The 26,900-nt window shown below is 48.9% G+C and carries 23 protein-coding genes; 7 read left to right on the forward strand and 16 right to left on the reverse strand.

The features are described from left to right. Nucleotides 1–49: 49 nt before the first annotated feature. From prmA to K2G41_RS03450, 3 genes are all read left to right on the forward strand, one after another. On the forward strand, nt 50–892 hold the full coding sequence (gene prmA / locus K2G41_RS03440) for a 50S ribosomal protein L11 methyltransferase (RefSeq protein WP_300114450.1): 843 nt from the start codon (nt 50–52) through the stop codon (nt 890–892). A gap of 380 nt (nt 893–1,272) precedes the next feature. Continuing rightward, nucleotides 1,273–2,967: a sulfate permease gene (gene sulP / locus K2G41_RS03445; RefSeq protein WP_300114453.1), complete on the forward strand. Its 1,695-nt coding sequence runs from the start codon at nt 1,273–1,275 to the stop codon at nt 2,965–2,967. 173 nt (nt 2,968–3,140) lie between these two features. Beyond that, on the forward strand, nt 3,141–3,491 hold the full coding sequence (locus tag K2G41_RS03450; RefSeq protein WP_300114456.1) for a hypothetical protein: 351 nt from the start codon (nt 3,141–3,143) through the stop codon (nt 3,489–3,491). A gap of 137 nt (nt 3,492–3,628) precedes the next feature. On the opposite strand, the gene K2G41_RS03455 is transcribed toward K2G41_RS03450, so the two are convergent. The 8 genes from K2G41_RS03455 to K2G41_RS03490 all read right to left on the reverse strand — a co-directional run bounded on the left by K2G41_RS03455 (nt 3,629) and on the right by K2G41_RS03490 (nt 13,381). Then, entirely contained in the window at nt 3,629–4,432 is an 804-nt protein-coding gene (locus K2G41_RS03455) for a glycosyltransferase family 2 protein (RefSeq protein ID WP_300114459.1), read from the reverse strand. Nucleotides 4,433–4,450: 18 nt separating this feature from the next. Continuing rightward, on the reverse strand, nt 4,451–6,442 hold the full coding sequence (locus K2G41_RS03460; RefSeq protein WP_300114462.1) for an alkaline phosphatase family protein: 1,992 nt from the start codon (nt 6,440–6,442) through the stop codon (nt 4,451–4,453). A gap of 38 nt (nt 6,443–6,480) precedes the next feature. After that, the gene (locus K2G41_RS03465; RefSeq protein ID WP_300114465.1) at nt 6,481–8,322 is read right to left on the reverse strand and encodes an LTA synthase family protein; all 1,842 of its coding nucleotides are present in this window, start codon (nt 8,320–8,322) and stop codon (nt 6,481–6,483) included. Nucleotides 8,323–8,338: 16 nt separating this feature from the next. After that, entirely contained in the window at nt 8,339–9,358 is a 1,020-nt protein-coding gene (locus tag K2G41_RS03470) for a glycosyltransferase family 9 protein (RefSeq protein ID WP_300114468.1), read from the reverse strand. Nucleotides 9,359–9,372: 14 nt separating this feature from the next. Continuing rightward, the gene (locus K2G41_RS03475) at nt 9,373–10,374 is read right to left on the reverse strand and encodes a glycosyl transferase family 90 (protein WP_300114471.1); all 1,002 of its coding nucleotides are present in this window, start codon (nt 10,372–10,374) and stop codon (nt 9,373–9,375) included. 69 nt (nt 10,375–10,443) lie between these two features. Beyond that, nucleotides 10,444–11,175, reverse strand: a complete 732-nt coding sequence (locus K2G41_RS03480; RefSeq protein WP_300114474.1) for a 3-deoxy-manno-octulosonate cytidylyltransferase — start codon at nt 11,173–11,175, stop codon at nt 10,444–10,446. 71 nt (nt 11,176–11,246) lie between these two features. Further along, complete coding sequence (locus K2G41_RS03485; RefSeq protein WP_300114477.1) at nt 11,247–12,119, reverse strand: lysophospholipid acyltransferase family protein; 873 nt, start codon at nt 12,117–12,119, stop codon at nt 11,247–11,249. After that, the gene (locus K2G41_RS03490; protein WP_300114480.1) at nt 12,104–13,381 is read right to left on the reverse strand and encodes a glycosyltransferase N-terminal domain-containing protein; all 1,278 of its coding nucleotides are present in this window, start codon (nt 13,379–13,381) and stop codon (nt 12,104–12,106) included. The genes K2G41_RS03485 and K2G41_RS03490 overlap by 16 nt, the downstream gene beginning before the upstream one ends. A gap of 168 nt (nt 13,382–13,549) precedes the next feature. On the opposite strand from K2G41_RS03490, the gene K2G41_RS03495 reads away from it, so the two are divergent. From K2G41_RS03495 to K2G41_RS03510, 4 genes are all read left to right on the forward strand, one after another. Continuing rightward, nucleotides 13,550–14,176, forward strand: coding sequence for an L-threonylcarbamoyladenylate synthase (locus tag K2G41_RS03495; RefSeq protein WP_300114483.1), 627 nt, complete (start codon nt 13,550–13,552; stop codon nt 14,174–14,176). 37 nt (nt 14,177–14,213) lie between these two features. Next, the gene (locus tag K2G41_RS03500) at nt 14,214–15,152 is read left to right on the forward strand and encodes a GNAT family N-acetyltransferase (RefSeq protein ID WP_300114486.1); all 939 of its coding nucleotides are present in this window, start codon (nt 14,214–14,216) and stop codon (nt 15,150–15,152) included. 107 nt (nt 15,153–15,259) lie between these two features. Continuing rightward, complete coding sequence (locus tag K2G41_RS03505; protein WP_300114488.1) at nt 15,260–16,165, forward strand: helix-turn-helix domain-containing protein; 906 nt, start codon at nt 15,260–15,262, stop codon at nt 16,163–16,165. Between the two features lie 70 nt (nt 16,166–16,235). Beyond that, the gene (locus tag K2G41_RS03510; RefSeq protein WP_300114491.1) at nt 16,236–17,558 is read left to right on the forward strand and encodes a glycosyl hydrolase family 28 protein; all 1,323 of its coding nucleotides are present in this window, start codon (nt 16,236–16,238) and stop codon (nt 17,556–17,558) included. Nucleotides 17,559–17,699: 141 nt separating this feature from the next. Here the strand turns inward: K2G41_RS03510 and K2G41_RS03515 are convergent, their stop codons facing one another. From K2G41_RS03515 to K2G41_RS03550, 8 genes are all read right to left on the reverse strand, one after another. Continuing rightward, entirely contained in the window at nt 17,700–18,473 is a 774-nt protein-coding gene (locus K2G41_RS03515) for a prephenate dehydrogenase/arogenate dehydrogenase family protein (RefSeq protein WP_300114494.1), read from the reverse strand. A gap of 49 nt (nt 18,474–18,522) precedes the next feature. Next, entirely contained in the window at nt 18,523–19,605 is a 1,083-nt protein-coding gene (locus tag K2G41_RS03520) for a bifunctional 3-deoxy-7-phosphoheptulonate synthase/chorismate mutase type II (RefSeq protein ID WP_300114497.1), read from the reverse strand. A gap of 40 nt (nt 19,606–19,645) precedes the next feature. Next, a complete protein-coding gene (locus tag K2G41_RS03525; protein ID WP_300114500.1) occupies nt 19,646–20,815 on the reverse strand; it encodes an aminotransferase class I/II-fold pyridoxal phosphate-dependent enzyme in 1,170 nt (389 codons plus the stop codon). A 24-nt stretch (nt 20,816–20,839) separates the two neighbouring features. Further along, a complete protein-coding gene (locus K2G41_RS03530) occupies nt 20,840–21,688 on the reverse strand; it encodes a prephenate dehydratase (RefSeq protein WP_300114502.1) in 849 nt (282 codons plus the stop codon). Between the two features lie 449 nt (nt 21,689–22,137). Next, nucleotides 22,138–25,518 carry a UvrD-helicase domain-containing protein gene (locus tag K2G41_RS03535; protein WP_300114506.1) on the reverse strand — a complete coding sequence of 1,127 codons (3,381 nt, stop codon included), beginning with the start codon at nt 25,516–25,518 and terminating at the stop codon, nt 22,138–22,140. Nucleotides 25,519–25,552: 34 nt separating this feature from the next. After that, nucleotides 25,553–25,873, reverse strand: a complete 321-nt coding sequence (locus K2G41_RS03540; protein WP_300114509.1) for a translation initiation factor — start codon at nt 25,871–25,873, stop codon at nt 25,553–25,555. A gap of 29 nt (nt 25,874–25,902) precedes the next feature. Beyond that, nucleotides 25,903–26,388 carry a hypothetical protein gene (locus K2G41_RS03545; protein WP_300114512.1) on the reverse strand — a complete coding sequence of 162 codons (486 nt, stop codon included), beginning with the start codon at nt 26,386–26,388 and terminating at the stop codon, nt 25,903–25,905. A gap of 92 nt (nt 26,389–26,480) precedes the next feature. Continuing rightward, a complete protein-coding gene (locus K2G41_RS03550; protein WP_300114515.1) occupies nt 26,481–26,879 on the reverse strand; it encodes a hypothetical protein in 399 nt (132 codons plus the stop codon). Nucleotides 26,880–26,900 lie beyond the last annotated feature (21 nt).

The raw sequence follows: 26,900 nt of genomic DNA on the forward strand, positions 1-26,900 counted from the left end.
TTTGCCGTATATACATGTAAATTCATCCATTATAAAAAGCATTTAGAAAGTGAACGATTATGTAGAAGTGCGTCTTGATCTTACGCCTTGCGACGAGACGCGTACCGATATTCTTGCCGCGCTTCTTGCGGGGATTGGTTTCGAGAGTTTTGTGCCTGACGACGGTGGTCTGACAGCATATATTAAGTCTGAATTATATTCCAAGGAGGCAGTGGATGCCCTCTTGGCTGATTTTCCGATGGAGACTTCGATTTCGCTCAAGGATACCGTGGTTGAAGGTCGTGACTGGAACAGTGAATGGGAGAAGAATTACTTTCAGCCCATCGTGATCGATGATCAATGCGTGATCCACAGTTCGTTTCACAAAGATATACCCACGTGTCGTTACGACATCGTGATTGATCCCAAGATGGCATTCGGCACAGGTCACCATGCCACTACGACTCTCATCCTCCGTCAGCTGCTTTCAAGGGATCTGACCGGTCTGAAGGTCGTTGACATGGGGACGGGCACTGGTATCCTTGCCATACTCGCTTCCATGCGTGGAGCTGCGCGCATTGATGCCGTGGAGATTGATGAGTTTGCTTTCAGCAATGCGATTGACAACGTGCGCATAAACTTTGCTGAGAATATCTATCTCCATCTCGGCGATGCTGCCAAACTGTCAGTCATCGGTAATGTCAATCTTTTTATTGCCAATATCAACCGCAACATAATCACGGCGGATCTTCCTGCCTACGTTTCAACTCTTGCTCCCGGCGCCACTATGCTCCTTAGCGGTTTCTATGAGGAGGACGTGCCCGTGATCCTGAATGTCGCAGAGCCTTTAGGTCTGAAGTATAAATCACATCAGGTGCTTGATCGCTGGACCTGCCTTGTGCTTGAATATTAAACGACACTGTATCAAGATGTGACCGTATCGCTATCATTGACATGCGGTTGTAGGGCCTGCACTTGTGTTGACCGGGATCTGAATTTGTTATAATCAGCTGATTATGCATGGAACTCGGCCAGCACAAGTGCAGGCCCTACAATCGTATGGATTTTTACTACAGTCCTGTCCTCGTATTCATGTTATTCTGATGAGCGTTGCATTTTGGAGTTCTGTTTTTTTACTTTTTTCATGGGTATTTTTCAGAATGGTGAGTTTTTTGATTGATATTTAGGATTTTTTAAGTAATTTTGCACCTTGATTTTGAATATGAAAATCTGATGTTATAAAGCAGTGCTAAGCAGCATGTTATTTTGAGTTACTTTTAAGGTAAAAACAAGATGAATTTTAACGGTTCAATTGATTTTAGGCCGAAGTTGATTTCGGCCTTGAAACACTATTCGGCAGAAAAGTTTAAGAATGATCTCGTGGCCGGCATCGTGGTCGGCATTGTCGCACTCCCGCTTGCCATCGCCTTCGGTATCGCCAGCGGCGTAAGCCCGACAGTAGGTCTCATCACGGCTATCATCGGTGGTTTTATTGTCTCGGCAGCCGGGGGATGCTCGGTGCAGATCGGCGGCCCGACCGGTGCTTTTATCGTGATTGTCTATAACATAATCGCTACCTACGGTCTTGAGGGACTTGCGGTGGCTACCTTTATGGCCGGTCTGATCCTCGTTGCTCTCGGATGTTTCCGTCTCGGAACGGTCATCAAGTTCATTCCTTATCCGATTGTTGTAGGCTTCACGGCCGGTATCGCGCTCACAATCTTCTCCACCCAGATCAACGACTTCTTCGGTCTCGGACTCCGCAATGTGCCGAGTGAATTTATCCCTAAGTGGGGCGAGTATATCGCTAATTTCGGTAATATTGATCTGGTTACACTCGGAGTTGGTCTGGTGTCACTGGCCATCATCATTGTGACTCCCATGATCTCCCGCCGTCTTCCGGGTGCGCTGATCGCCATTATCCTTGTCACCCTTGCCGTGACACTCATCCCCGGCATCCATGTGGAGACCATCGGCGACCGTTTCGGATCACTTTCGACTGATATCCCGCAGCCTCATGGCTTCGAACTCAACATGGCCACCATCAATCTCCTTCTTCCCTCAGCCTTCACCATCGCTATCCTCGGAGCTATCGAGTCACTCCTCTCCGCCACCGTTGCCGATGGTGTGACAGGCACACGTACCAACAGCAACACCGAGCTTATCGGTCAGGGTCTTGCCAATATCGTCGTTCCTTTCTTCGGTGGTATCCCTGTCACCGGAGCTATCGCACGTACGATGACCAACATCACCAATGGCGGTCGCACTCCTGTGGCCGGTATCGTCCACGCAGTGGTGCTCTTCCTGATATTCCTCTTCCTCATGCCGCTGATCAATCTTATCCCCATGGCCTGTCTTGCGGCAGTGCTGATTGTGGTCAGCTACAATATGAGCGGATGGCGCACCATACGTTCGATCTTCCACAATCCCAAGAGTGATATCTCAGTGCTTGCGCTGACTTTCCTTCTGACGGTCATCTTCGACCTCACCATCGCCATTGAAATGGGTCTGCTCCTTGCCATCATCCTTTTCCTCCGTCGCGTCATGGAAAATACGGAGATCAAGGCATACTCAGGTCAGCTTGATATTGATGAAGAGACGGAGATGGCACATCATGAAGTGCTCAACGTGAATCCCGGTGTTGAGGTTTATGAGATCGACGGCCCGTTCTTCTTCGGTGTGGCTACGAAATTTGACGAACTTATGCGCAACACTCTCGGTCGCAAACCGCGTGTCCGCATAATCCGTATGCGTAAAGTTCCCTTCATTGATTCCACCGGTATCCACAACCTTGAGACACTTATAAAGTCATCACAGGAAGAGGGTATCCACGTGGTGCTTTCAGGTGTCAAGGACAATGTCCGTGAAGCCCTCGTCCATGCAGGAGTCAATAAGCTGATAGGTGAGGACCACATCTGTTCACATATCACCAAGGCTGTCGAGATGGCCAACAAGATTGCGCCCGCTACCCCTGCGGAAGCCAAGTAAGCTATTTCTCTGACACCATAACATAACGAATCACCCCGGAAGTCATGACCATATGCTTCCGGGGTGATTTTGTTGTATCGTAATTCTAAGAAATAAAAATTGACAGATGTATTAAACCCTGCATATTATTCGCAGTCTAACGTATATATATCAATTCAAATTACTTACAATTCATGAAGAAAATTATCATTCTTGCTATCGGACTCCTTCTCTCGGTCGGTAGCATTACAGCTCAGAATCGTGGCGGTGCCCGTCGGATGGATCCTAAAGAACGGGTAGAGATGCTTAAAAAGGAGTTGAAACTCTCAGATGAACAGACTGAAAAAATCACCGCTCTTTACGATGAGTTCGGCAAGAAAATGAGTAATGCTGATCGCAACAATCGTCAGCAAATGCGCTCTGAGATGGATAGTCTCAGCAAGAATATTGAGAAGATTCTCAACGATGACCAGAAGCAGGCTTTTAAAAAGCTTCAGGAAAGCCGCAACCATCGTCAGCGTGGCGGTCGCAGAGATCATCGTTAATAAATGAGATAAGTGTTGGTGACGGGTGTTCAAATTTATTTGAACACCCGTTATGATTTTAACTACCGGGGATAAGAGATATTGACAGTGGGGAAAGAAGTCCCCATGGGTAATTTTTTGTTTTGAATATTTTGTTGCTACGCTAGATATTGATTGATGCCTTTATTAGCTTTCACAATCTTTTCAGCATTACGTTTTTTCAATGCTTCGAGATTGTTCAGTCCGTTACTACTATTCTGTGGATGGTAGAGATGATATTGTAGGGCTGCAAATCGTAGATCACGTTTTTTAATTCCAATTCTGCTTAGACGAAATAAGAAATCTGAATCTTCATGTCCCCAACCGTTGAATAATTCTTCAAATCCATTAACTGCAATCGCATCCTTACGCCAAAATGCCATATTACTTCCTACAGCATAATAGCTTTCCGGTTTGAAATTATAGAACATTTTCGAAAGTAAGTTGACTCTGAATGCTTTTATTCTATCTTTCAATATACCTTTTGAAAAAGGAGAAATATTTTTAGAAACAGTGGATTCACAGATTTGCTTTGTAGTTTCTTCATTTAGACGGATACGATTACCTTTGACCGCGTACCCTTGTGATATCACTTTTATATGGTCCTCTATAAAACGTCGATGAAGCATCATATCACCGTCAACCATGATTATATATTCTCCATTGGAGGCTGCAATAGCTTTATTTCGGATTGCACTGAGTTTGAATCCGTCGTCAGGTTGCCACACGTGTTTTATAAGTTGCCCTATTCGCTGATCTTTAGACCAGTGTTCTATCATGTCTGCTGTTGCTTTTCCAGATCCATCGTCAGCTATGATTATTTCATGTGGGAGTACGGTTTGGTTTCGGACGCTATGAAGAACAATATTTAACGCGTCCGGTCGGTTATATGTGGTAATTATTAGGGAAGTAGGTATATTCATAATTATACTATGGCAGATTTATTTGATGGTTACATTATCTTTATCCATACGCTCTATGTAGCTCTGCATGATGGCACACATCCGATCATACATCTCTTTTTCCACTCCGTCAGGGAGCTGTCCCTTGAGATTGGTTTTGAGCAGCGGATCAGTTCTGTAATTGAATATTTCAGAAATTTCATTTGTGTTTTCATCCATGCGCATCACATAGTCACCCTTGAAGAACTGTGGGAAGAAGTCCCAGTTGAAGGCCCATGTTTCTTCTGCAGGTGTATTAAGTATATCCTTGCCGAATGCAATGTACGGTTTGTCGTAGCCGATGTAATTAAGCAGGGTCGGCATGATATCGATCTGCTGGACGATTCCCGGCTGCTTGCCGCGAGGCATTTCGCCTGACGGATCGTAGAAGATAATGGGAATACGGAATCCTCCCACCTCGTTCTTATAGACATCATGCGTGCGCTTGCTGCTGGCATGGTCGGCTGAGATCACGAATATCGTGTTCTCGAACCAAGGTTCTTTGCTCGCACTCTCGAAGAAACGTTTGAGCGAATAATCGGCATATCGTATGCACTTGTGAAGCTTATGCAGACCTTCATCAACGAATACATCCTTGTATTTTTCAGGAATGGCGAAGGGATGGTGGGATGAGAGAGTGAACACACTGGCCATGAAAGGCTGGGGGAGGGTGTTGAGCTCGGCGCAGAAGAATTGCAGGAATGGTTCGTCCCAGATACCCCATTTGCCATCAAATTCACTTGCTCCACCAAAACGCGGATCGGCCAAGAATTCATTCTTACCGTAATACTTTTCAACGCCGGCCTGCTTTACGAAAGCGTTGAAGCCGAGCGATTCATTGTCTGCTCCGTGAAAGAATGCTGTTGAGTAACCGATCGATTTTACTGCACTCGCAAGCGAATTGATGTGGTTAAGGGAGTGGGGGGAGAGCACGAACGGACGATCCATGCGCGGAATCGAGGCTATCACCGCAGGCAGAGCATCGATACTGAAACCACTGTTGGCGAAGGACTGGTCATAATAAAGGCTATGCTGGAGTAGAGAGTCGGCAAATAGCGTATAACCCTTATATGTACCGTTATCGAGATCCTTATTCAACTCTCCGATAAATTCCTGCGCGAAACTTTCAACAATCAGGATCACTATGTTCTTCTTACGTGTCACGAGTGAATCGGCGGGTGTATGGACAGGTGAATATATCGCGTCAAGTTCAGCTTCCGAAAAGAAAGCCGGAGGATTTTTAGCCATCTGATTGACGGTACGGATCATTGAGAAAGGAGTGTTGAGCACTATTCCGGTCTGCATCGGTTCGTTGACAAACTTATGGGCATAATTGACCGAGATGGGGCGCGTGGCAGAAAGGAAAGTATTTCCACGCATACCGCAGACTGCTATCGGAATCATCAGGACCAGCGTCACGATCTGAGTCAGGTAGTAACGTTTGCGGGGGCGCACCGGAGTGCCGGGCATACGGTAGCATTTACAGAGAGACCATATCATTAAAACTGCAAGCACCACGAAGTACCAGTGATTGACAATCTCGACCCATACGATTCCACCTATATTGTTGTCACCCTTGAATTCCTGAAACAGAGCCATTGAAGAGCGGTGTTTACGGAACTCAAAGAACACGGAGTCAGCAAGATTTGCAAAAATTGCTACAGAGTTGATGACGATATACAGCACTTTCGTGAGCACGTGAAACCATCTCTTTTCTTTCTGATGAAGCGGGAAAAGGTAGAGGAGGATGATCAATGCATTGGTGTAGAATATCGCGGACGTGTCGAAGCGGAGACCGCCGAGGGTGATCTGCCAGAACGTGTGCCATGACATTCCTGCGCTGAACAGATTCCAGTTCTCAAAAAGGAATGCGAGACGGCAGATCTCATAACAGATATAGACCCACAGTAGATTCAGGATGATACCCACCGGATTTGAATCAATAAGACGGTATTTTTCCGGACGGTAATAGTTATGTCGAAGATGGTACATTGTTTTTGATTTATTGAAAATGTTCTTGATTCTGTGTCTTAACGTTCTGACAGATCCTTGTAAAGTTTCTGCAATATTGCGCGTCCGCAGCGTTCGCGTCGTTCGTCCGCTCCTTCGATGGCGTTGTCGCTGACATTATCGACTATTGTCGAGCCACGCTCGTCAGTGAACATGAAACCGTTGTTATAGGTGTGGAACGAGAATCGTTCCTTGTAGGTATCCGCAAGCACGTCGCGGCTGAAGAGGAATTCATCGTGCGGAAGATTCATCTGACCGAGCAGTGTTGCAGCGAGATCTGTCTGGCTCATCAGGGTGTCTATGCGTCCGCTTTCGGCAAGCGCGCCTCCGGCGAGCAGCACGGGGATATGTGCGTAGTCCTGACGCGAGGCCGGATGGCTGGAAGCATTGTAACCGTGGTCGGCCACACAGATTATGAGTAGATCATCCCATGCCGGAGTCTTCCGGATCTTATCGACGAACTCTCCGAAACAATGGTCAGTGTAGGCAAAGGCGTTGGCCACTTCATCGTTTGGCAGGCGGTTGTAGGGGACGGTGAACGGTTCGTGGGAACTCAGGGTCTGGAAAGTCGTGAACCATCGCTCACCCTTGCGGGTCTTTTCCATTATATCCTCATAGATATAGTCGAACATATATCCGTCCTGTACGCCCCATTTGCATGTCGGTGCTGATGATGGAATATCTTTCTGACTGATGAGGGTGTCATGGCCTGACGCGAGATAATAGTCGGATTTATGCATGATGGTCAACTCTCCGCCATGTACGGCAGTGGTGACATAGCCTTCTTCCTTCAACCTTCGTGGTAAGGCCGGAAGATTGGGGAGTTTGCGCGTATAGCGGATCACACTGGTGGTGGGCTGTCCGAGATAACCGCTGAGCAGACAGACCAGCCCGCGGTCCGTACGGAAACTTCCTGCCGTACAGTTGGTGAACAGTAAGCCGCCGTCAGCAGCGATCCTATCGACATTTACAGCCACGTCCTTCCTTCCTCCGAGCGAGGGGACAAACTCTGCGCCGAGGCTCTCCCATATAATCAGGAGTATGTTCGGGCGGTCAGTCCGCAGGAGCTTCTTCTGCGCAACGCCTTTCGTCGGGAAGAGTGAACCAACAAGTCTCTCGCACTCGTCATCATCGAAAAAGCGGAATTTTCCTTTGAACTCATCCTTGGTTCCGAGTGAATAGATGAGGTTGTAGGCCGGATTCAGTGCCCAATGATTGAAAAAAGGATTCTTGCTGTAATAGACCACACTCGGATTATTAGGCCTGATCTTCAATCCGCGTATAATTACGAAAAGAAGTCCGACCATGAGGATCATTACGAAGAACGCCACGAGACATCCCCACCATTTCAGCCATCCACCTGAGAGGAGCGGCCGGCTGCAGAAGGCGGTGATCCATTGCGCACCGGCAAAAAATATGCCCGCACAGAGGAGGATCAAGACAAATGCTCCTATGATATATGCCGTCGATACACTTGCAAAAGCTCCTTTGAGCGAACGGAGATAGACGAACGCTGAGGAATCAAGTTTATAGTTCCAAAACTTATAGAGTAAGGTATCGGATATGCAGATCAACGAGACTACGACTGAGATCAGGATATTGTAAATCATCAGCACCATCCCGACATTGAAACATGGTAACATCGTATGAATACCACTTACAAGCAGTGGTATCGCCGTGAGATACGATGCGATTATGAGATCGGAGATGAGCCCGTGGCCATAGACTCTCCTTATGTCCGCAGCCTTTGCCCGTTCTTTATTCACATTTCGATTGTACCAGCCGAAAAATGGCTTCTGCACGACTGCGAAAAACATGGTGCAGAAGATGAAATAAAGAGCGGTGAATAATACGAAACCCATCATCGTTACAATGTATTTATCGTGTAGGAGGTGGAACGACTTCCTTTATTTTTTTGATCACGGTCTCCGGTGAAAGCTGTGTCATGCATTTAAAATGACCTTTCGGACATTCAGGTGTGCCGCCTACACTGCATGGTTGGCAGGGAATGCCGAGATAGACGGCATTCGTGATTTTCTGTCCGTAAGCCATGAATCCGCAGGCTGGGGTAGTTCCTCCCCAGATGCTTATGACCTCCGTTCCGGCAAGAGCGGCCATGTGCTGGTTGGAGGAGTCCATGCTTACCATAGCGTCCATCGCACCCATGAGTGCTATTTCTTCTTCAAGTGTATAAGCCCCTGCGACCGAGTGGCATCGGTCATTACCCTCGGCCCATTGTTTCAGCTCTTCGGCTTCCGCACCACGCCCTCCGAAAAGATACACGTTGTAACCTTCCTCCGTCAGCTGTCGGATCACCTCACGCATCTTATCGGCAGGATAGGTTTTGGTGAAATATCGTGCGAACGGTGCTATGCCTATAGCCGGATGTGTGGGGACAAAGGGTGTAACTCCCGGTGAATCTTCATAGAGGCTTTTGAATGTAAGCGGTGTCGTGTAGCCGAGACGTTCGAGCACATCGGCATAGCGGCTGATGAATGAGGGCTGCTCATCACCAGTACGGAACAACTCTTTGCGTTTGGACCGCATTTTATCGACCATTTCCACCCTGCATCCGCGCAGACGGAAATATCTGTCGATCACCCACGAGCGGAGCACGTTATGGAAATCAGCCACATAGTCGGGACGAAGCTCTGCGAGACGGCGGAGCAGTTTCAACGTTCCGCGCAAACCTTTGTACTCACCTTTGAAGTCAATACCGATTACATTGACATTTTCAGGCTTGTTGATGAAAAGACGTGAAAAGAACGGACGTGTCACCACGTCGATATGCAGGTCGGGGTAACGTCGGGCAAGAGAATAGATGACGGGTACGGTCATCGCTACGTCACCGAGAGCCGACAACCTGATTATGAGCATACGTTTCGCGTCTTTTGCCATGGGATACTGATTAATTATCTAAATGAGCTGCCGTTAAGCTGTCCGGTGAGTCTGAAATACCGTTCGGCTGTAAGGCATCCGATCAGGAGTTCGCGGTCATGGTCACGGAATTCGTCCACGTATTTGTGGGCGTGTTGGATAATGGCTTCCGCCTTTTCAGGATGGGCCATATAGTATTCCAGCTTTTCTATTAGATCCGAATAGTCGGGCTTGACCTCGATATAATGGTAGTCAGGGATCAGTTTGCCCTCCATGAACCAAGATTCGATGCGCGGACGAGGCATCACGGCCACGGAGTTGGATGACATTACCCATTTCAGATTCGTAGCCACATCGTGTCCCTCGATACTTGCGATAAATTTATAGTCAAGCTGTTCCTCCATCGGGATATATTTCTTCACGAAACGGGGATCCGGACTGTCGGTATTGATCTGACCGAGATCACACAGCGGGTGATCGATGTATTTTTCGAGAAGAAGTGTGCGTTGCGGTTGCTTACGGACCACGTTGCGGAACACGAGCATGTCTTTTTTCTCTCTGAAACTGCGGCTGTCGTTGATGAATCGGAAATGCCGCACTTTATTGAGCGGCATGAGCACAGTATTACTGTTTCCGTTGATTATCGGGCGCGCTTTAGCAAACGTCAACGCCGGAAACTCCCAATCGACATCTCCGAAACAGTAATTGAAACGGCATTGTGACGGAAAACATCTCACACATTCATACAGGTCGAAAAAATAAGTGGTGAACTTATGTTTCTCATTCCATGGAAAGTGGAAGTCACCGACACTGACAGCCTCTGACTCATTTATTTTAGCTCCGTTGCCATGCTTTGCATAGTAATCCACGCGACGGTTTATGGCCTCGCGTTCCTGATCCGTGAGGTTGCGTATCTGTCGGTGGAACGAGGAGCTGAAAAGGGTATCAGGCAAGAAATAGCGGGAAAAATTACCCGTGAAGAACGATATGCGCTGATAGCCTTTGATGAGTGAGCGGAAATCTGTGCGGATTCTCATGTTTGCCGGGAATGGATGTCTTAGGGGATATGCAGTCCGGATAACTTAGGAGTGCTGTTCGGAATTTATTTATTTTGCGAGTTCGCGGAGATATGCCTCAACGCCGTCGATGTCTTTACGGTTGTCAACTGACAGTGATTTGCAGTGGCAGTTGTAATAGTAGATCGGCATGTGGTTTTCAAGGAAACGGAATGAGTCATTTTCCTCGATCTTCTCGATAGGACCGCGCGGAGTGTTGTGGTAAAAATCAAGAGCCTTGCGGGTGAATGCTCCGACACCTACGAATTTGTGGAACACATAGTCCATAGCTCCCTTGGGATAGGGGATGGGGCTACGCGAGATGAAGAGACAGCGGTCATCCTTGGCGGTAACAATCTTGAGGTTGGTGGCATCGACAACTTCAACCGGATTGGTAAAATCTGTCATGAGGTTGCTGACAAAGAAGTCATCGGCCTTCAGTCCGTCGGGGATGCACTGGATGATGGCATCGCGTGTAAGTAGAGGCTCGTCGCCGTTAACCATCACATAAAGGTCAGCTTCGATACGTGTCGATACTTCATAGAGACGCTCGGTCGCTGTGTCGTGGTCGGAGCGTGTCATGACCACTTTTGCTCCGAATGACTCGGCTGCAGCCTTGATTTTCTCGCTGTCGGTGGCCACACAGACCTCTTCAAACACTTCGACTTCCTTGCAGTGGTCATAGACCCACTGGATCATAGGCTTTCCGCAGATGAGTGCGAGGGGTTTCTCGAAAAAGCGGCTTGATTCGGCACGGGCCGGAATCACACAGATTATTTTCATTATTTATCGGGATTACAGGTTAAAGTTCAGAGTTATAATAGAAGTTGTTTTGTAGTTGCTTAGCGTATGGATTACTGGTATTTCCATCTGCGGTGTGACCACAGCCAGAGTCCGGGACGCCGGCGGATTGTCTCTTCGAGCATCTCCATGTAGCGACGAGTGTATGGCGAATCCTCCTCCATATCTTTGGGCTTTATTTCTTTAAACGTGAAATGGTAGTGCCCACGGCCTGTCTTTTCGACATCAAGATAGAGGTAGGCGGCATTCATTCTGTCGCCTATTTCCTCACCTCCGGGATTGAACGGTGTGATCTGATTGAGGAATGTGGTCCGGTGGTGGGATACGGCTGCGTTTGAGCGATGGTCGGAGATGAAGCCGGTGATGAATTTACGGCCTTCGTTACGCCAGCGGATGAGTGTGCGGAACACCTGCTTTTGCGGTACGGAGATGGGATTGAATCTTGACCTGACTTTAAGCATCAGGCGGTCAAAAGCTTTATCACGGAGAGGTTTATAGACTTGCGCGCAGAACTCAGGAGTTTTGAAATGACGCGTTATCGCAGGCACCCATTCCCAGTTGGCATAGTGGCCCAGATACAGCACCACCGGATGACCTTCCTCGATCAGACGGTCAACTATCTCGCCACCGGTGACCTTTATACGCCTATCTACTTCGCGGTCACTCAGATGGAGGAGTTTTACAGTCTCGACGATATTGTCGGCAAACTGATGATAAAAGTCCTTTTCGATCTCACGAAGCTCCTGTTCGCTCTTTTCAGGAAAAGAGTTCCGTAGGTTGGTTCTTATGACCTTGCGCCGGTATTTCAGTCCCTTGGATAGGATCAGATACAGAAGGTCACTCACCCTGTAAAGCATCGGGAGGGGGAGAAGGGCGAGTGCGCCTAATGAACCCCTGTAGAGTGCATATTTTATTTTTTCGCACATAGATTCTCTGTTATTTTATTGACCACTCTTCTCGTCGCTCCGCTATTCTTGCTGACATAGTCGGCGGCGACCGCAGCTATTTCGCGTAGCTTTTCGGGATTCTCCTTGAGTCCCTCAAACCAAGTGTTGAGTTCATCGGACGTACTGACTGACTTTCCGATTCCGAGATCAATCATCTGTCTTGTGACCACCTTGCGGTCGATATTAGGTCCGAAAGCCACGGGGAGTCCATAGACGGCCGGCTCGATTATGCTGTGGAGAAGTTTTGTGAATCCGCCCCCCACGTAAGCCCATGTGGCATAACGGTAGATATAGGCCAATGCACCGACGAAGTCGATGACCAACGTCTGCGTGTCGCTGAAATCCGTTTCGGGATTGCATTGGCTGTAGAGGAGCATTTTGCCGTCAAGTGCCTCTCGGAGATGGGTGATGATCGTTCCGCCGATCTCATGAGGGACGATTATGAAACGCGTGTCGCGGTGCTTGTTGGCAAGCTCCGTCACCATTTTCAGATCCTCGTCGTCATGGAGACTTCCCGCGATGAATACTTTATGTCCGTCCGCGAAATTCCCTACAATTTTATCTGCCCAAGGGGTAGATGCGACGAGACTGACATTGTCAAACAGCGGATCACCGTTGACCGTTACATTTTTGATGTCTATACCCTCCAGCAAATCTTTTGACCGGTCGTTGAGGACGAAAATTTCCTTGAAATAACTGATGCTCTCACGGTAAAGAGGCCCGTACCATTTGAAAAACGGACTCGACTCCCTTATGACGGCCGATACGAGCAGTGTCGGGATGCCCCGCTTGTGGAGTTCGGATAGATAACCATGCCAGTATTCCGAGACCATGAACACAGCGCAATCAGGTTTGAGTGCGTCGAGGAAACACTTTACGTTGCCGGAGGTATCGAACGGAAGATAAAGCACTGCATCGATTCCGTCGGGACATTTGGGCTTGAGTGACTCATAGCCGGTAGGGGAAAAAAATGTCAGGACGATGTTGCAGTCACTTTTTTCCTTGAGTTGTCGGATGATAGGACGCGCTATGCCGAATTCGCCAAGGGAAGCTGCATGAATCCACACCGTCGGCCGTCTGCGGTCAAGACCTGAAAGCACGGACACAGCTTCAGCCACGGCTTTCTTTTGGCCGCATGCAAAGCGCATGAATTTCGACGGGTTTTCGCCACGTACTGTGCCTGCAAGTGCAAGCAGTGCGCGACGTCCCAATCTCATTCCTATGTCGTATATCTCAAGCATAGAGTATGGTCGGTGGATATTCAAGACCGCAAAATTACGATAAATGTTTGAATTAATTTAATAAAAATGTTCTAATTTTGCATCTGAAACACCGACTTGTATGTATGAAAATCACATTAGAACCGATAATCGGGATGAACATACTGCAGTCAACAGCTTTGAACAGATATGAAAACCTTACGAATGTATCCTACAAGCATCAATGAACGCTATCTCGATGAGGTGGTCAAGTCGCTCGAAGATGGTGGACTGATCATCTATCCGACCGATACGCTCTATGCGATAGGATGTGATGCGCTTAATAATTCGGCCATCGAACACCTGTGTAAAATCAAGGGTGTGAATCCTCAGAAACAGACACTGTCTGTGGTCTGCTCCGGAATCTCGATGGCGAGTGAGTATGCACGTATCGACAATGAAGCGTTCCGAATTCTGCGAGCCAATCTTCCCGGCCCGTTCACTTTTATTCTTCCGGCAGCCACTTCGCTTCCGAAAGTGTTCAAAGGTCGCAAGGAGGTCGGTATCCGTGTGCCTGACAATCCTATCGCCACGGCTATTGCCGAACGGCTCGGACATCCGATCCTTTCATCCTCGCTGAAAGTCGATGACGAGATTCCTGAATTTGATGCTCATGAACTCGCAACGGCATTCGAAGGCGAGGTGTCGCTGCTTATTGACGATGGTGAGAGTGGCAACGGCGATTCCGGCTGGATTCCCGGCCCTTCGACTGTGGTGGATCTGACCGATAGCCGTGCGCCGGAGATACTCCGTGAGGGTAGAGGTGAATTGCAGTGATCACGTATTTGGTATATAATTGCAAATTACATTCCTGATGAGAATCCAACGTTACACTCCGGAGATGAAGTCCCGGTGGGATGCTTTCGTGGAGTCGTCGAAAAACGGCACGTTTCTGCTTAAACGTGACTACATGGAGTATCATGCCGACCGTTTTCCGGATCACTCCTATGTCTTCACCGATTCTGACGGAGATATCATGGCTCTGCTACCGGCAACCCTGCGTGGCGACGTGCTTTCAAGTCATGCCGGATTGACCTACGGCGGTCTGGTGATGAGTGACCGTACGTCAGCTTCTGATGCGCTTGATATGTTCGGGCTGCTTCGTGATGAAATGAGACGTTGCGAAATCAGGAGTCTTATCTATAAGGCAATTCCACACATCTATCACAGTCAGGGTGCGGAGGAGGATCTGTATGCTCTGTTCCGTAACGATGCACGCCTGAAGATCAGAAACGTCTCCACTGTGATAAATCTGCGTGATCCGCTTCCTTCGGGGCGTCTTGGGTGGAAGGCTGAAAAGCGTCAGGCCAAGTCGGGTATAGTGGTTACGGAAGTCAATACAGTTGATCGTTTTTGGGATATGGCGACTGAAAATCTGCTTCTGCGTCACAATGTCCGTCCCGTCCATACTGCTTCCGAGCTTAACTATCTGAAAACTTGCTTCCCGGAGAACATACGTTTGTTTGTCGCTACAGATCCAGCGGATGAGGTTCTTGCAAGTGCGGTGATCTATCTTGACCGTGGAGTCATTCATCTCCAGTACGCTTCCTCGACTCCGAGGGGTAAAAAACTCTATGCCACAGACGTGATCTACCATGAACTGATCCACAGGCTTCTCCCCGGCAACAATTATTTCGATTTCGGGATTTCAAATGAGAATGACGGACGATATCTTAACGGGGGTCTTGCACGCCACAAAGAGGAGTTCGGAGGCCGTACGGTTGTCTATGACATCTATGAAATGGATGCCTGAAAACCACAATCGCTGACTTGTTTACCAATATTACCTCTGCCGGCGGTGGATTTGGAAATATGGTTTAAATTTGTGTCCTGATTTAATCTTCTTATTGTTATCAGCCTATGAAATCCAAAGAAATAGTAAATCTTGATTCCATTGATGCCTACAACAAGCTTTATGGACTCCGGACGCGTCATCCGCTCGTCAACGTTATCGATCTGAAACAGGCCACACGTGCAGTGAATCATGTCAGAGTCAACTACGGGGTCTATGCCCTTTTCCTGAAAAACGGAGTACAGTGCTCTCTGAAATACGGTCGCCGCAATTATGACTATCAGGAGGGCTCGGTGGTGAGTTTTTCGCCCGGAAAGATTATTGATGTCGATATGGATAAGACGGAGATCGCGCCTGACGTCGTGGGGATCATGTTTCATCCCGATCTGATTTACGGCACTCCGCTTGGCGAGAAAATCTCGTCGTTCAGCTTCTTTGACTATTCGCAGATGGAGGCCCTTCACCTGTCCAATGATGAAAGGGCTATCTTCCTTGACTGTCTCGACAAGATCAGCCGTGAGCTTGATCACCCCGTTGACCACCATTCAGCTGCGCTCCTGTCGGCCAACATACAGCTCCTTCTCGAATATCTCCACCGTTTCTATGACCGACAGTTCATCACTCGCCACAAAGTTAACTCCGACGTAGTGACTCAGTTTGAGCAACGGCTGAAAAAATACTATGAAAGTGGAAACATCGGAATGCCTAATGTGGCCTATTTTGCAGAACAGGCCAATCTTTCGGCCGGTTATTTCGGGGACCTTATCAAGAAGGAAACCGGTCAGACACCGAAAGACATGATCACCCTCCACATGATCGGAGTGGCCAAACAGCGTCTTGCGGCTTCGGACGACGATGTGAGTATCATTGCCTATAATCTCGGCTTCGAATATCCTGCCCATTTCTCGCGTATGTTCAAGCGTGTTACGGGCCAGAGTCCAAGCCAATACCGGGAGTCTCTGAGCCTTAATTGAGATGGATGTCTGAAAATTTGCAGATTTTTCTTACCTTTGCAGCGTCTTATCTCTAATAAACGAATTACTTATGAAATTTAATCGCAAGGCTATTGCGTTGGCTCTTCTTTCAGCTTTCGCTGTCGGTTCACGTGCGGAATTTACGGCTTTTCCTGACGGAAGTGCTGTCCCCGGATGGTTTAACGAGACTAAAGCACCCCAGATTGACAAGTTAGGTAAAAAATATGTGGTGACGGATTATGGTGTCCTCCGTGACAGCACCGTCATTCAGACGCGTGCACTTCAGGCTGTCATTGACAAGGCCGCTGCCGATGGCGGTGGCGTGGTGGTCATACCCGAAGGTACTTTCCTCAGCGGCTCGCTTTTCTTCAAACCCGGAACACATCTCCACATTGTTAAAGGCGGTAAGCTGAAGGGCAGTGATGCCATCACTAACTATGAGATAGTTAAGACCCGTCTTGAAGGTCAGACTATCGACTATTTCGCTGCCTTGGTCAATGCCGACAAATGCGATGGGTTCACAATCACCGGCGAAGGTATGATAGACGGTAACGGTCACCGTTTTTACGATGAGTTTTGGCTTCGTCGTAAAGTCAACCGCAAGTGTACGAACCTTGAGGCCCTGCGCCCGCGTATGGCTTATATCTCCAATTCGAAGGATGTGACCGTCAGCGGTATCCGCATGGTCAACTCCGGTTTTTGGACAAATCACCTCTATAATTGCGAGCGAGTGAAATATCTCGGCGTCACCATCCTTGCTCCAACCGATGGTTATCCCAAAGGTCCGAGCACCGATGCAATTGACCTCGATGTCTGCAACGATGTCCTCGTAAGCAACTGTTACATGAATGTCAATGATGACGGTGTCTGCCTAAAAGGTGGCAAAGGCACTTACGTCGATACCATCGCCGGCAATGGCAGTGTGTCGCGTGTGATCATTGACCGTTGTACTTTCGGCAAGACAAATGCCGGTGTCACTTTCGGCAGTGAAGCTTGGGATTGTTCAAACGTCATCATGAAAGATTGCAAATTCAACGGCACATATCATGTGCTTCTCTTCAAGATGCGCCCCGACACTCCGCAGCAGTATCGCAATGTACTCATCGACGGTGCTACCGGAACGGTTCGCAATGCCGTCGAAGTGCAGACTTGGACTCAGTTCTTCAACAAAGTCGAACGTGATCCCATGCCCGCTTCAGGCGTTGACAACGTGACTTTCCGAAACGGCCATCTCGAATGTACGCGTGACTTCTATAAGGATAAAAAGACTGATGACTACACTCTCACCAATTTTACATTCAAGGACATCTGGGCTGTTGATCCGTCAAAGTCATTTGACACGTCCAACATCGAAAATTGCATTATAGAGAATATCACGTTGACAGATAAATAATCTGATCGTGACAGCTCAGTTCGGTCGTGGCAATCTCGTCCGATTGTAAAGGTTATTAAATATGCAGAAGCAGGGCCTGCGCTTGCGCAGACCCTGCTTCTAATCTAATATGTTTTTTAGTCATTGACAGGTATATGTCGGTTACTTGATGTGCTCGCGCACACGGGCGAGATAACCTTTCATGGCTTCACTGTCGCGCCGCTTGATGATCTCAAGCAGTTCCGACATCTGCTCCTGAATCTTCTCGATCTGTTCGGGTGTATTGGGATTGAAAAGAATTTCACTCACGAGAAAGTCATCCTCCGACATCAATCCCCGCGCTATCTGCATGTGGCGTTTGAATGTCGTTCCGGGTGCCTCCTGATGCTTCATCACTCCTGCAAACGCCAGTGTCGCGGCAAATGGGATTGAAAGTGAGTAGGCTATGGTCTCGTCATGCTCCTTGAATGAGTATTCGACTATGTTGAGATGCAGACGCGAGTAAAGATCCTTGAAGAACACTTTGCCAAGATGGTCACCTTCACTGATGATGATGGCATTCTCATTGCTGAGATTGCTGAGCGAGGCGAATGTGGGGCCAAACATCGGGTGGGTGCTGACAAACGGGTGACCGCAGGTAGCGTAAAATTCCGGCAGACCGGTCTTTACAGATGCTATATCGCTTATGATGCACGACGAGGGCAGATAGGGGAGCACCGCCTCAAATGATTGCAAGGTATATTTCACGGTCGATGCATTGATGACGAGCTGGGGCTCGAAATCCTTGACCTCACTGAGATCTTTAAAACGGAGTGCATTGAACGTGAAGCGGAGACGTTCATGGTCAGGATCATAAACGGCTACTTCATGATCGAATGAAAGAAGATCACAGAAGAAACTGCCCATTTTTCCTGCGCCGAGAATCAGTATTTTCATCTCTCTTCCAAATTATGGTTTGGTGATATATCGGATATTACGTGAGCTTTTACTTTTTATTCTCGTTAAGCTCGACCTGAAGTCTTACGGATTCCTCGTGGATTGTCGAAAGGATCTTGCGCATGAAATCTTCATCAATGCCTGCAGCAGCAGCGGTCTTTACACGGGTGTGCATGATGTCACCGTAACGGTTCGGTTGAACGACCGGCATATTGTGATTCTTCTTGTAAGTACCGATTTCGCGTGAGATGTTCATACGCTTGGCAAGTATCTCGACGAGATCGTTGTCGAGTTGGTCTATCTGGCGGCGGAGCTGTGCAAGGCTTTCGGTGGGGACGGGCGCGTCACGATACACGAGGTTGTCAAGGATCACACCGAGTACTTCCGGAGTGATCTGCTGGTTCTTGTCGCTCCAAGCACAGTCGGGATTGCAGTGGCTCTCGATGATAAGACCGTCAAAACCCATGTCAAGTGCCTGCTGGGACAGTGAGGCTATGAGCTCACGCTTTCCGCCGATGTGGCTGGGATCACAGATGATGGGGATCTGCGGATAGCGTATGCGGAGTTCGAGGGGGATACGCCACTGGGGATGGTTGCGGTAGATGTGCTCGCCGTAGGTACTGAATCCGCGGTGGATCACACCGAGACGGGTGATGCCTGCGTTGTAGAGACGTTCGAGCGCACCGATCCAAAGTTCAAGATCCGGATTGACAGGGTTCTTGACGAGTACAGGGATGTCGCGGCCGCTCTCGCGGAGAGCGTCGGCTATCTCCTGCATGGCAAAGGGATTGGCAGTTGTGCGGGCGCCGATCCAGAGAAGATCGAGATCATATTCGAGGGCTGCTTCCACATGGCCGCGGTTAGCGACTTCGGTTGAGATCTTCAGACCTGTCTCTTCGCGCACCTTGTTGAGCCATGCGAGGCCGGGAACGCCGACACCCTCGAAACCTCCGGGTTTCGTGCGGGGTTTCCAGATACCGGCGCGATAGATTTTTACGCCTGAGCGCAGGAGTTCGCGTGCTGTCTGCATTACCTGTTCCTCAGTCTCTGCGCTGCAGGGACCTGAAATGATGATCGGTTTGGTGAGTTCTACGCCGTCGATTGCAAGCGGCTGAATATTGTCCATTGTCATGATAGTCTATATCTGTGTAGGGGGGTGAAAAATTCAGTATTTATTTCTTTATGCCGAGCTTTTTGATGCGCTGCAGGGCTTCTTTCATGCGCTCCTCCGTCGCACATAGTGAGATGCGGATGTAGCGTGAGCCGTTTGAGCCGAAGATGAATCCCGGTGTCAGGAACACTTTTGCTTCGTGGAGCAGACGGTCAGCGAGTGCTTCGGAGCTTACTTCGGGATCATCTATCCTGCCCCAGAGGAAAAGTCCGCTTTGGGTCGGATCGAAGCTGCATCCGAGTTCGCCCATGATCTCCTCGGCCACTTTGCGGCGCGAGGCATAGACCGCGTTCACTTCATCATGCCAGTCCTTGTTGGCTTCGAGAGCCTTTGCCGCGGCGAGCATGAGAGGTTTGAACTGACCGGAATCGATGTTGCTCTTGACCTTGAGGATCCATGAGATGAAAGTCGGGTTTGAGGCTGCCATTCCGACGCGCCATCCCGGCATGTTGTGGCTCTTGCTGAGCGAGTTCATTTCGATAGCGATATCCTTTGCGCCATCCACCTGAAGGATGCTCATCGGATGGTCGTTGAGGATGAAGGAGTAGGGATTGTCGTTGACGATGACAATACCGTGTTTCTTGCCAAACTCTACGGCCTTCTTGAAAGTTTCCATCCGTGCGCGTGCGCCGGTCGGCATGTGGGGATAGTTGAGCCACATGAGTTTTATTCTGTCAAGCGGGAGCTTTTCAAGAGCCTCGAAATCCGGTTGCCAGCCGTTTTCCTCCACGAGATCATAGTTGAAGATCTCTGCACCGACGAGCTTGCTGATGGATGAATAAGTCGGATAGCCCGGATTGGGGACGAGCACACCGTCGCCGGGATTCAGGAATGCGAGCGAGATGTGAGTGACGCCCTCCTTTGATCCGATGAGAGGTTGGATTTCAGTCTTAGGATCGAGATCCACGCCATACCATTTCTTGTACCATTTCGCAAAACCTTCGCGCAGCTCCGGCAGACCTACGTGGGGCTGATAGCCGTGATTGTTCGGATTGTTGAGTGCCTCGGTCATAGTGTCGATGACCGACTGATGGGGGGGACGGTCAGGACCGCCGATTCCGAGCGACACCACGTCGTCGCCGGCAGCTTTCATCGCTGCTACTTCTTTCAGTTTGGTTGAGAAATAGTATTCCTTGATATTCTCAACTCTTTGTGAAGGTCTTATATCCATGAGTGGTGATTTTGATTTTTTTACTTAGGAGTGTGTGATATCTGCCTCTGCATATTCGCCGAGGATTTTCAGATCCTTGATGAGCGGGCGCACGGCTTCGATGGCCTGATGATAGCGGACAAGACTGTCAAACGTCACATCCACATAGAATCTGTATTCCCATTCGCGTCCGACGATCGGAGTTGACTGGATCTTGGAGAGGTTTATATCGTAGAACGAAAGTATCGTGAGCACTTTCGAGAGCGCGCCATGTGTGTGTGGGAGAGTAAAGACGATTGATGCCTTATTTATATCGCGTTCTGCAGGTCCGATCTCCGAGGCTACAAGTGGATCAGCCACGATGAGGAAGCGGGTGAAGTTTCGCTTGTTGGTCTCGATGCCGCGTTCGAGGATATTGAGTCCGTAGAGGTTTGCGCCATATTCTCCGCAGACAGCTGCATGGCCTGTCAGCTTCCCTTCGGCTATCTCTTTTGCACTTCCGGCGGTGTCGAGGTGCTCCACGATTTTAAGGTTGGGATGACGGCGCAGGAACTGTTCGCACTGCATGAGGGCCATCGGATGGGAGTTGACTTCCGAAAGTTCATCGATCGTCTGTCCGGGCAACGCGCATAGCACGTGTGAGATCCTGAGTTTCAATTCGCCGATAATGCGGAGATTGCTCTGGCGAAGCAACTCATGGTTCTGCAGCAGACTGCCCGCTATGGTATTCTCTATGGCCACGATGCCGAGCAGCGATGCATCCATGGAGAGCGTATCGAACATGGCCGGAAATGTCTCGCAGGGAATGGTCTGGATTTCCTCTCCGTCAAAATAAAGATGGGCGGCGGCATCATGATAGCATCCTGCTACGCCTTGTATCGTGACTTTCTTCATCTCTTTTTTGTTGTCGTTTGATGATTTCTGATATTCGTGGATCGGCAGAATCTGCGGTTCACAGGTATATTAAAAAATCCCGTTCAGGAATGAACGGGATTGTATGGTTCGTTTAAAAAAGCATTTCGCAAGTATGTGAAAATTTACACATGCAAATCCCGTTCTTATTTTTTGTCAAAATAAAAATAATAAAAAAACGGATATGCGTAAAATCGTGTCATATTTTCGAGAAAATTGCTTTCCTGTTTTAATTCGTAGTGCAAAGGTAGATATTATTTACGAAACACCAAATTTATTGACGGAAAAATTGAAATTTCTCTACTGTATGACCTGAAAATCCATATTTTTCACACTTTCGACTCATCATTTTCGTGTGAAATTGATGTTCACTCCCGCCATGAATTAATTTTTTGATATCCCATATAAGCCAACCGGACTGATTAATCAAATCAGTCTATTTCCACGATTTGTCCTGAATCGAGATAGTAGAGGAAACCTCTCACATTTTCGTAGCCGAGATTGGTGAGGAGTCCTACATATTCTTTCACTTGCTTCAGGTAACGCTGAGGCTTCTGCGTTCCGCTCTTGAAATCGATCACATCGATTGTTCCGTCAGCTGTCCAGACTACACGGTCAGGCCGACGCGAGTCGTCACCCCCGATTGAGATCGGACGTTCGATCATGACTTTCTTATAGCCGTCGAACCATTGCGCTGCTCTCGGATCATTGACGCGCTGCGTGATGATTGAGCGTATTTCATCAATGTCGGCGACGGTCAGTTCCTTTGCTTTCTTAGAGTGACGCAGATTGTTTATGGCCATGCCGACGTCAGCGACTTTAAGCACATCGGCCATAGTGTCGTGGAGCATTATACCCCTGTCACGCGCATCGTCGATGTTGTAATACTTGTCCTCAAGCGTCGTATTTGCCCAGATGTTGCGCTGTGTGTGGCTACTGTACTGACCCATGTCGAGCAGTTCGCCGGGTGTCATGGCAGTTTTTTCAGCGGTTTCCTTGGCTTCCGGTCGGGTAGGAGAGCCGATGGTGAGCATACCGTCTGTCATGACAAACGATGTGAATGGCGACACTCCCTCTGTTTCTCCTTCCGCTTCAAGCTCCTTACAGAAATCTGGAGTGCAGCGGTCAATCGCTTCCATGATGTCGGCCGACATGTTCCTTGACCTTACACTCGGTTCAGGGAAGCCGATGTGCAGCTCATTTACCGCGCGGGTGAAAGCCACGTAGAGCAGGTTAAGGGTATCGAGTTTTTTCTGCCGGCTCACTTCCTCGTAGCGTTCCTCAAACGGTGTGCCGCGCATGGCCGATGAGAGTTCCAGAGGAAGCATCGGTGGGAGTATATCATCGGGAATACCGGGGATCTTGCCGATTTCAAACCATGCCGGTTCAGGTTGGTTGCTTTCGGTCATCTCTGCAAACGGAATATGGACACACGGATATTCCAGACCTTTTGATTTATGGATGGTGAGGATATTGAGTGCTGAATCATCCTGCGCACCTGCCACTGGGGTGGAGTAGCCCTTTTCATCCCACCAGTTGAGAAATGAGCGGATGTCGCCGTGACCGCGGCCGACAAACTCCGTCACGAGGTCCTGAAATGCGTTCAGGTATAGATTCTCCGATCTGAGTTGTTCCTGTGGAATATATGTGGTGATCAGTTCCTCGACAAGCGAGACGAGATCGACGGAGGTTGCAGCCAGTCCGGACGCGGTTACGTTGTCCGTCGCCTGTTCGGGATGCGCAAAGGCATTTTCATCATGTAGAGGAGCGGCTGACGTGTTACCGTCGTTTGTTTTGGACGAAGCTTTTTCCATCTGGTCCAGTGCGCTGAGCAGCGCGGCTGATGAACTTGCTCCACGGCTTTTCTCGTTTTCAAAACAGTTGATCAGGGCTGCGATCTCACGTTTGGTCTTTTTCTTGGGGTTGGTTGAGAAATCAGTCGCGCTTATCAGTCGCAGGCGGCTCACTATCAGTCCGACTGCCGGAGAGTTGCCCAAGAAGAGTGAAGCGTCCGATACGATTCTGAACGGCGGGAATCCGGGATCGGCCTTGACGGTTTCCTCAAGGTGCTTTATGATCACGTTACCTTCATCTCGCTTTCTGACAAGGATGGCTATGTCGCCGGGACGATAGCCCGATTCAAGCTGCCGGCGTAGCTGGACGGTCAGGTTCTCAAGTGCTTCGGGAAGCCAGTCAGCTTTTTTCGCACCTGAATAGCTCTTGACGCGGACGTAGCCGCGATGGCTGCTATGCTTTTTTGAAATCTGTTGTGCTACGTTGGAGTATATTTCCTCGAATCCGAGATTGCGCACCAGTGCGGAGAAAAAGGTGTTGTTGAATTGAATGACATCAACGGACGAACGCCAGTTCGTGTTCTCGCTGATGCTGTCGCCCCGAACCTCACACCTCCCTTTTGCCATACTGTCGAGGTGAAGGTTATGGAGCAGTGAAGGATCGCTGTTTCGGAAACGGTAGATACACTGCTTTTCATCGCCGATGACAAGGTTGTCATGCTCGTAGGCGAGACTTTCGCGGATGAGCGGACGGATATTGCTCCACTGGCTGAAGGATGTATCCTGAAACTCGTCGATGAGATAATGCCTGAACCATACGCCGACGCGCTCGTAGAGAAACGGGGCATCTTCCGAGCCGATGATGCGTGAAATCAGTGCATTGGTATCGCTCAGTAGGATTGTCGAGTTTTCACGACGGTATTTGTTTATGTAATCGGACAGTGATGCAAGCAGACCGAGCTGATAGAGATTCGATGCGATGAGGCGCAGTGTGCCGATCTGTTCCGAACTGAAACGGATCATTTCAAGAGCCTTAGCTATTGTCCCGTTAAGCTCGTCGGATGGGGTAGGTTTCGGATTTTTCTTATAGACGGTGCTGACATCATCCATCGCAGTAGCGACGGTCTTGCTGTAACCGTCGTTAAGATAGCCCGTCTTACTCCACTTTTCAAGCGCGCCGGAGATGACCTGCTTCACGTTGGCCGACATTCCTGTGGCCTGAATCATTTCGACAGCATCCCTACATGCCTCGGAGGTCTGCTGTTTTATCCTCCGCATCTGTTCATAGACACTGTTCTTGAATGCCCCGAATTTCTTTTCATCGGAGAGGTAATTGATGATTTTCTCTTCGTTTTCACGATAGAAATCATCAGTGATCTTATCGATGAACTTGATGAGGTTACGGTGGATCGGTAGCGAACGGTTGAACACGTTGAATGGCATTCCGTCCTCAATCAGCTGGGTCATGTAGCTCGACAGCCAGTTGATCAGATAGGCCGTGCGTTTGTTCTGCTCTCCGTGGTTCAGGTCCTGAAGAAGCTTATCCACGCTCATGCCGATGATCGATTCATCGTTCAGCTCAAGTTCATAGTTTCCTGCCACTTCTGCCTCACGGGCGAATGAACGCAGGATGGTCTGGAAGAATGAATCGATGGTGGATACGCTGAAAAAATTGAAATCATAGAGCAGATCGCGCAGGGCACGGGCAGCCGCATTTCGGAGTTCGTCGCGCGAGCATCTGAATGTCTCGCACAGTTCACCTGCATACGGGCTTTCCTTTGTCCATTCTTTTTCGAGTTCCGCTATCACGGCGAGCTCATGGATGATACGGGTTTTCATCTCCTCCGTCGCCTTGTTGGTGAACGTGATGGCGAGCACCGAACGGTGTGCTCCTCCGGAGCGGCGGTTCAGACGGTAATTACCTTCCTCATCCTTATGTCCGAGTATGAGCTTGATATACTCTCGTGCGAGGGTATATGTCTTTCCCGATCCTGCCGATGCTTTATAGATGTTGATCATTTGCTCTGATTGATCGTCACAGACAGCGATGAAATTATTTCACTTTATATCCGAGATCCCGAAGTATCTTTTTCATCTCCTCGGCTCTTTCACCTTGGATGAGTATCTCCCCGCCGCGTGCCGAACCGCCGGTGGATAGTTTGGTCTTGAGTTGCGAGGCTATGGATTTCAACTCATCGTCGTCGCAGGTGAATCCGGCTGCGATGGTCGCGGTTTTCCCCTTACGCCCCTTGCGGTCTATGCTTACTTCGATCACATCCGGTTTCTTTGGTGCGGCGGGAGTTTCGCTGACAAATTCCTCTCGGTCAAGTTCACCGGAATCAACTTTCTGAGCCAGTATATCTTTCCAGTCCATTTATCGTTTAGGATGAGTGATGGATTATTTTAGTTTGCGTCAGTGATTGTTTGATCCATCTCGATGTCGGTCGTATCGTCAACGTTGGGATCGCAGTCATGGTCAGTCGGTATTTCCTGTGGATTGTCAAGTGTGTGGACAATGGTCGAGAGTGTCATGGCATACTTGTCCTGATCGTAAGGAAGTGACTGATAGTATGCCTGTGCCGAATCGGCATTGATGCTGAATGCGTCGCGGTAGCACTGGACGGCATATTCGACATCCTCCGGTGAGTCACTGCGTTCGTTCAGCTGCATGTAGAGAATCGAGAGCTGTGCCATTTGCTTGGCCTCGATGCCTGACTTGGCCTTATTTTCAAGTATGTGACTGCAAAGCTCACGCGTGGCACTGACATTTTCGCTCGCAAGGGCGAGTTCGGCTGATGAGATCTGGTCGGCTATAGAGTCAGAACCTCCACATGATGTGAGGGTCAAAGCTCCGCATGCGATAATACTTATTATAAGCGCGTGTTTCATATCGTGTAAGGGAAAAAGGAGTAAATCTGTTGGTTATATTTTTAAGGTGTAATCTATTCTGATTATATTCTCAATTGATGCTCTTGACTTTGTCACTCTGTCCGTCGTTGGTACAGATATGAAATCCCGTCGGTTTCGAGCTGTAGTGAGAATTCCGTATGGCTGATTACTTTCTGTGCGATTCGGTAAGGGATCTTGCCGATGAGTGTGCTGTCACCCTCCGATTGAACGCTTGTCGGATCAATGTTGATTATCAGGGAATCATTCTCGACATTCCATTTTCCCTCGACAGTGTAGGTGAGCACTCCCGGTTTTATGGCGCGGAGCACACAGCTTGCATTCTTGCGCAGTTCCATCACCGGCTCGGTCTGAGAGAGCTCGGTGTTGTAATACGTGCCGACAATCTCTCTCGCTTCTTTGCTCAATCGGGAACAGGAAGCGAGAAACGGGAGTCCGATAAGGACAGCTGCGAAACAGGCTGAGTATTTCATGATAAGATGATTGAAATAAAT

It is taken from the genome of Duncaniella sp. (genome assembly GCF_029056165.1).
Classification (GTDB): domain Bacteria; phylum Bacteroidota; class Bacteroidia; order Bacteroidales; family Muribaculaceae; genus Duncaniella.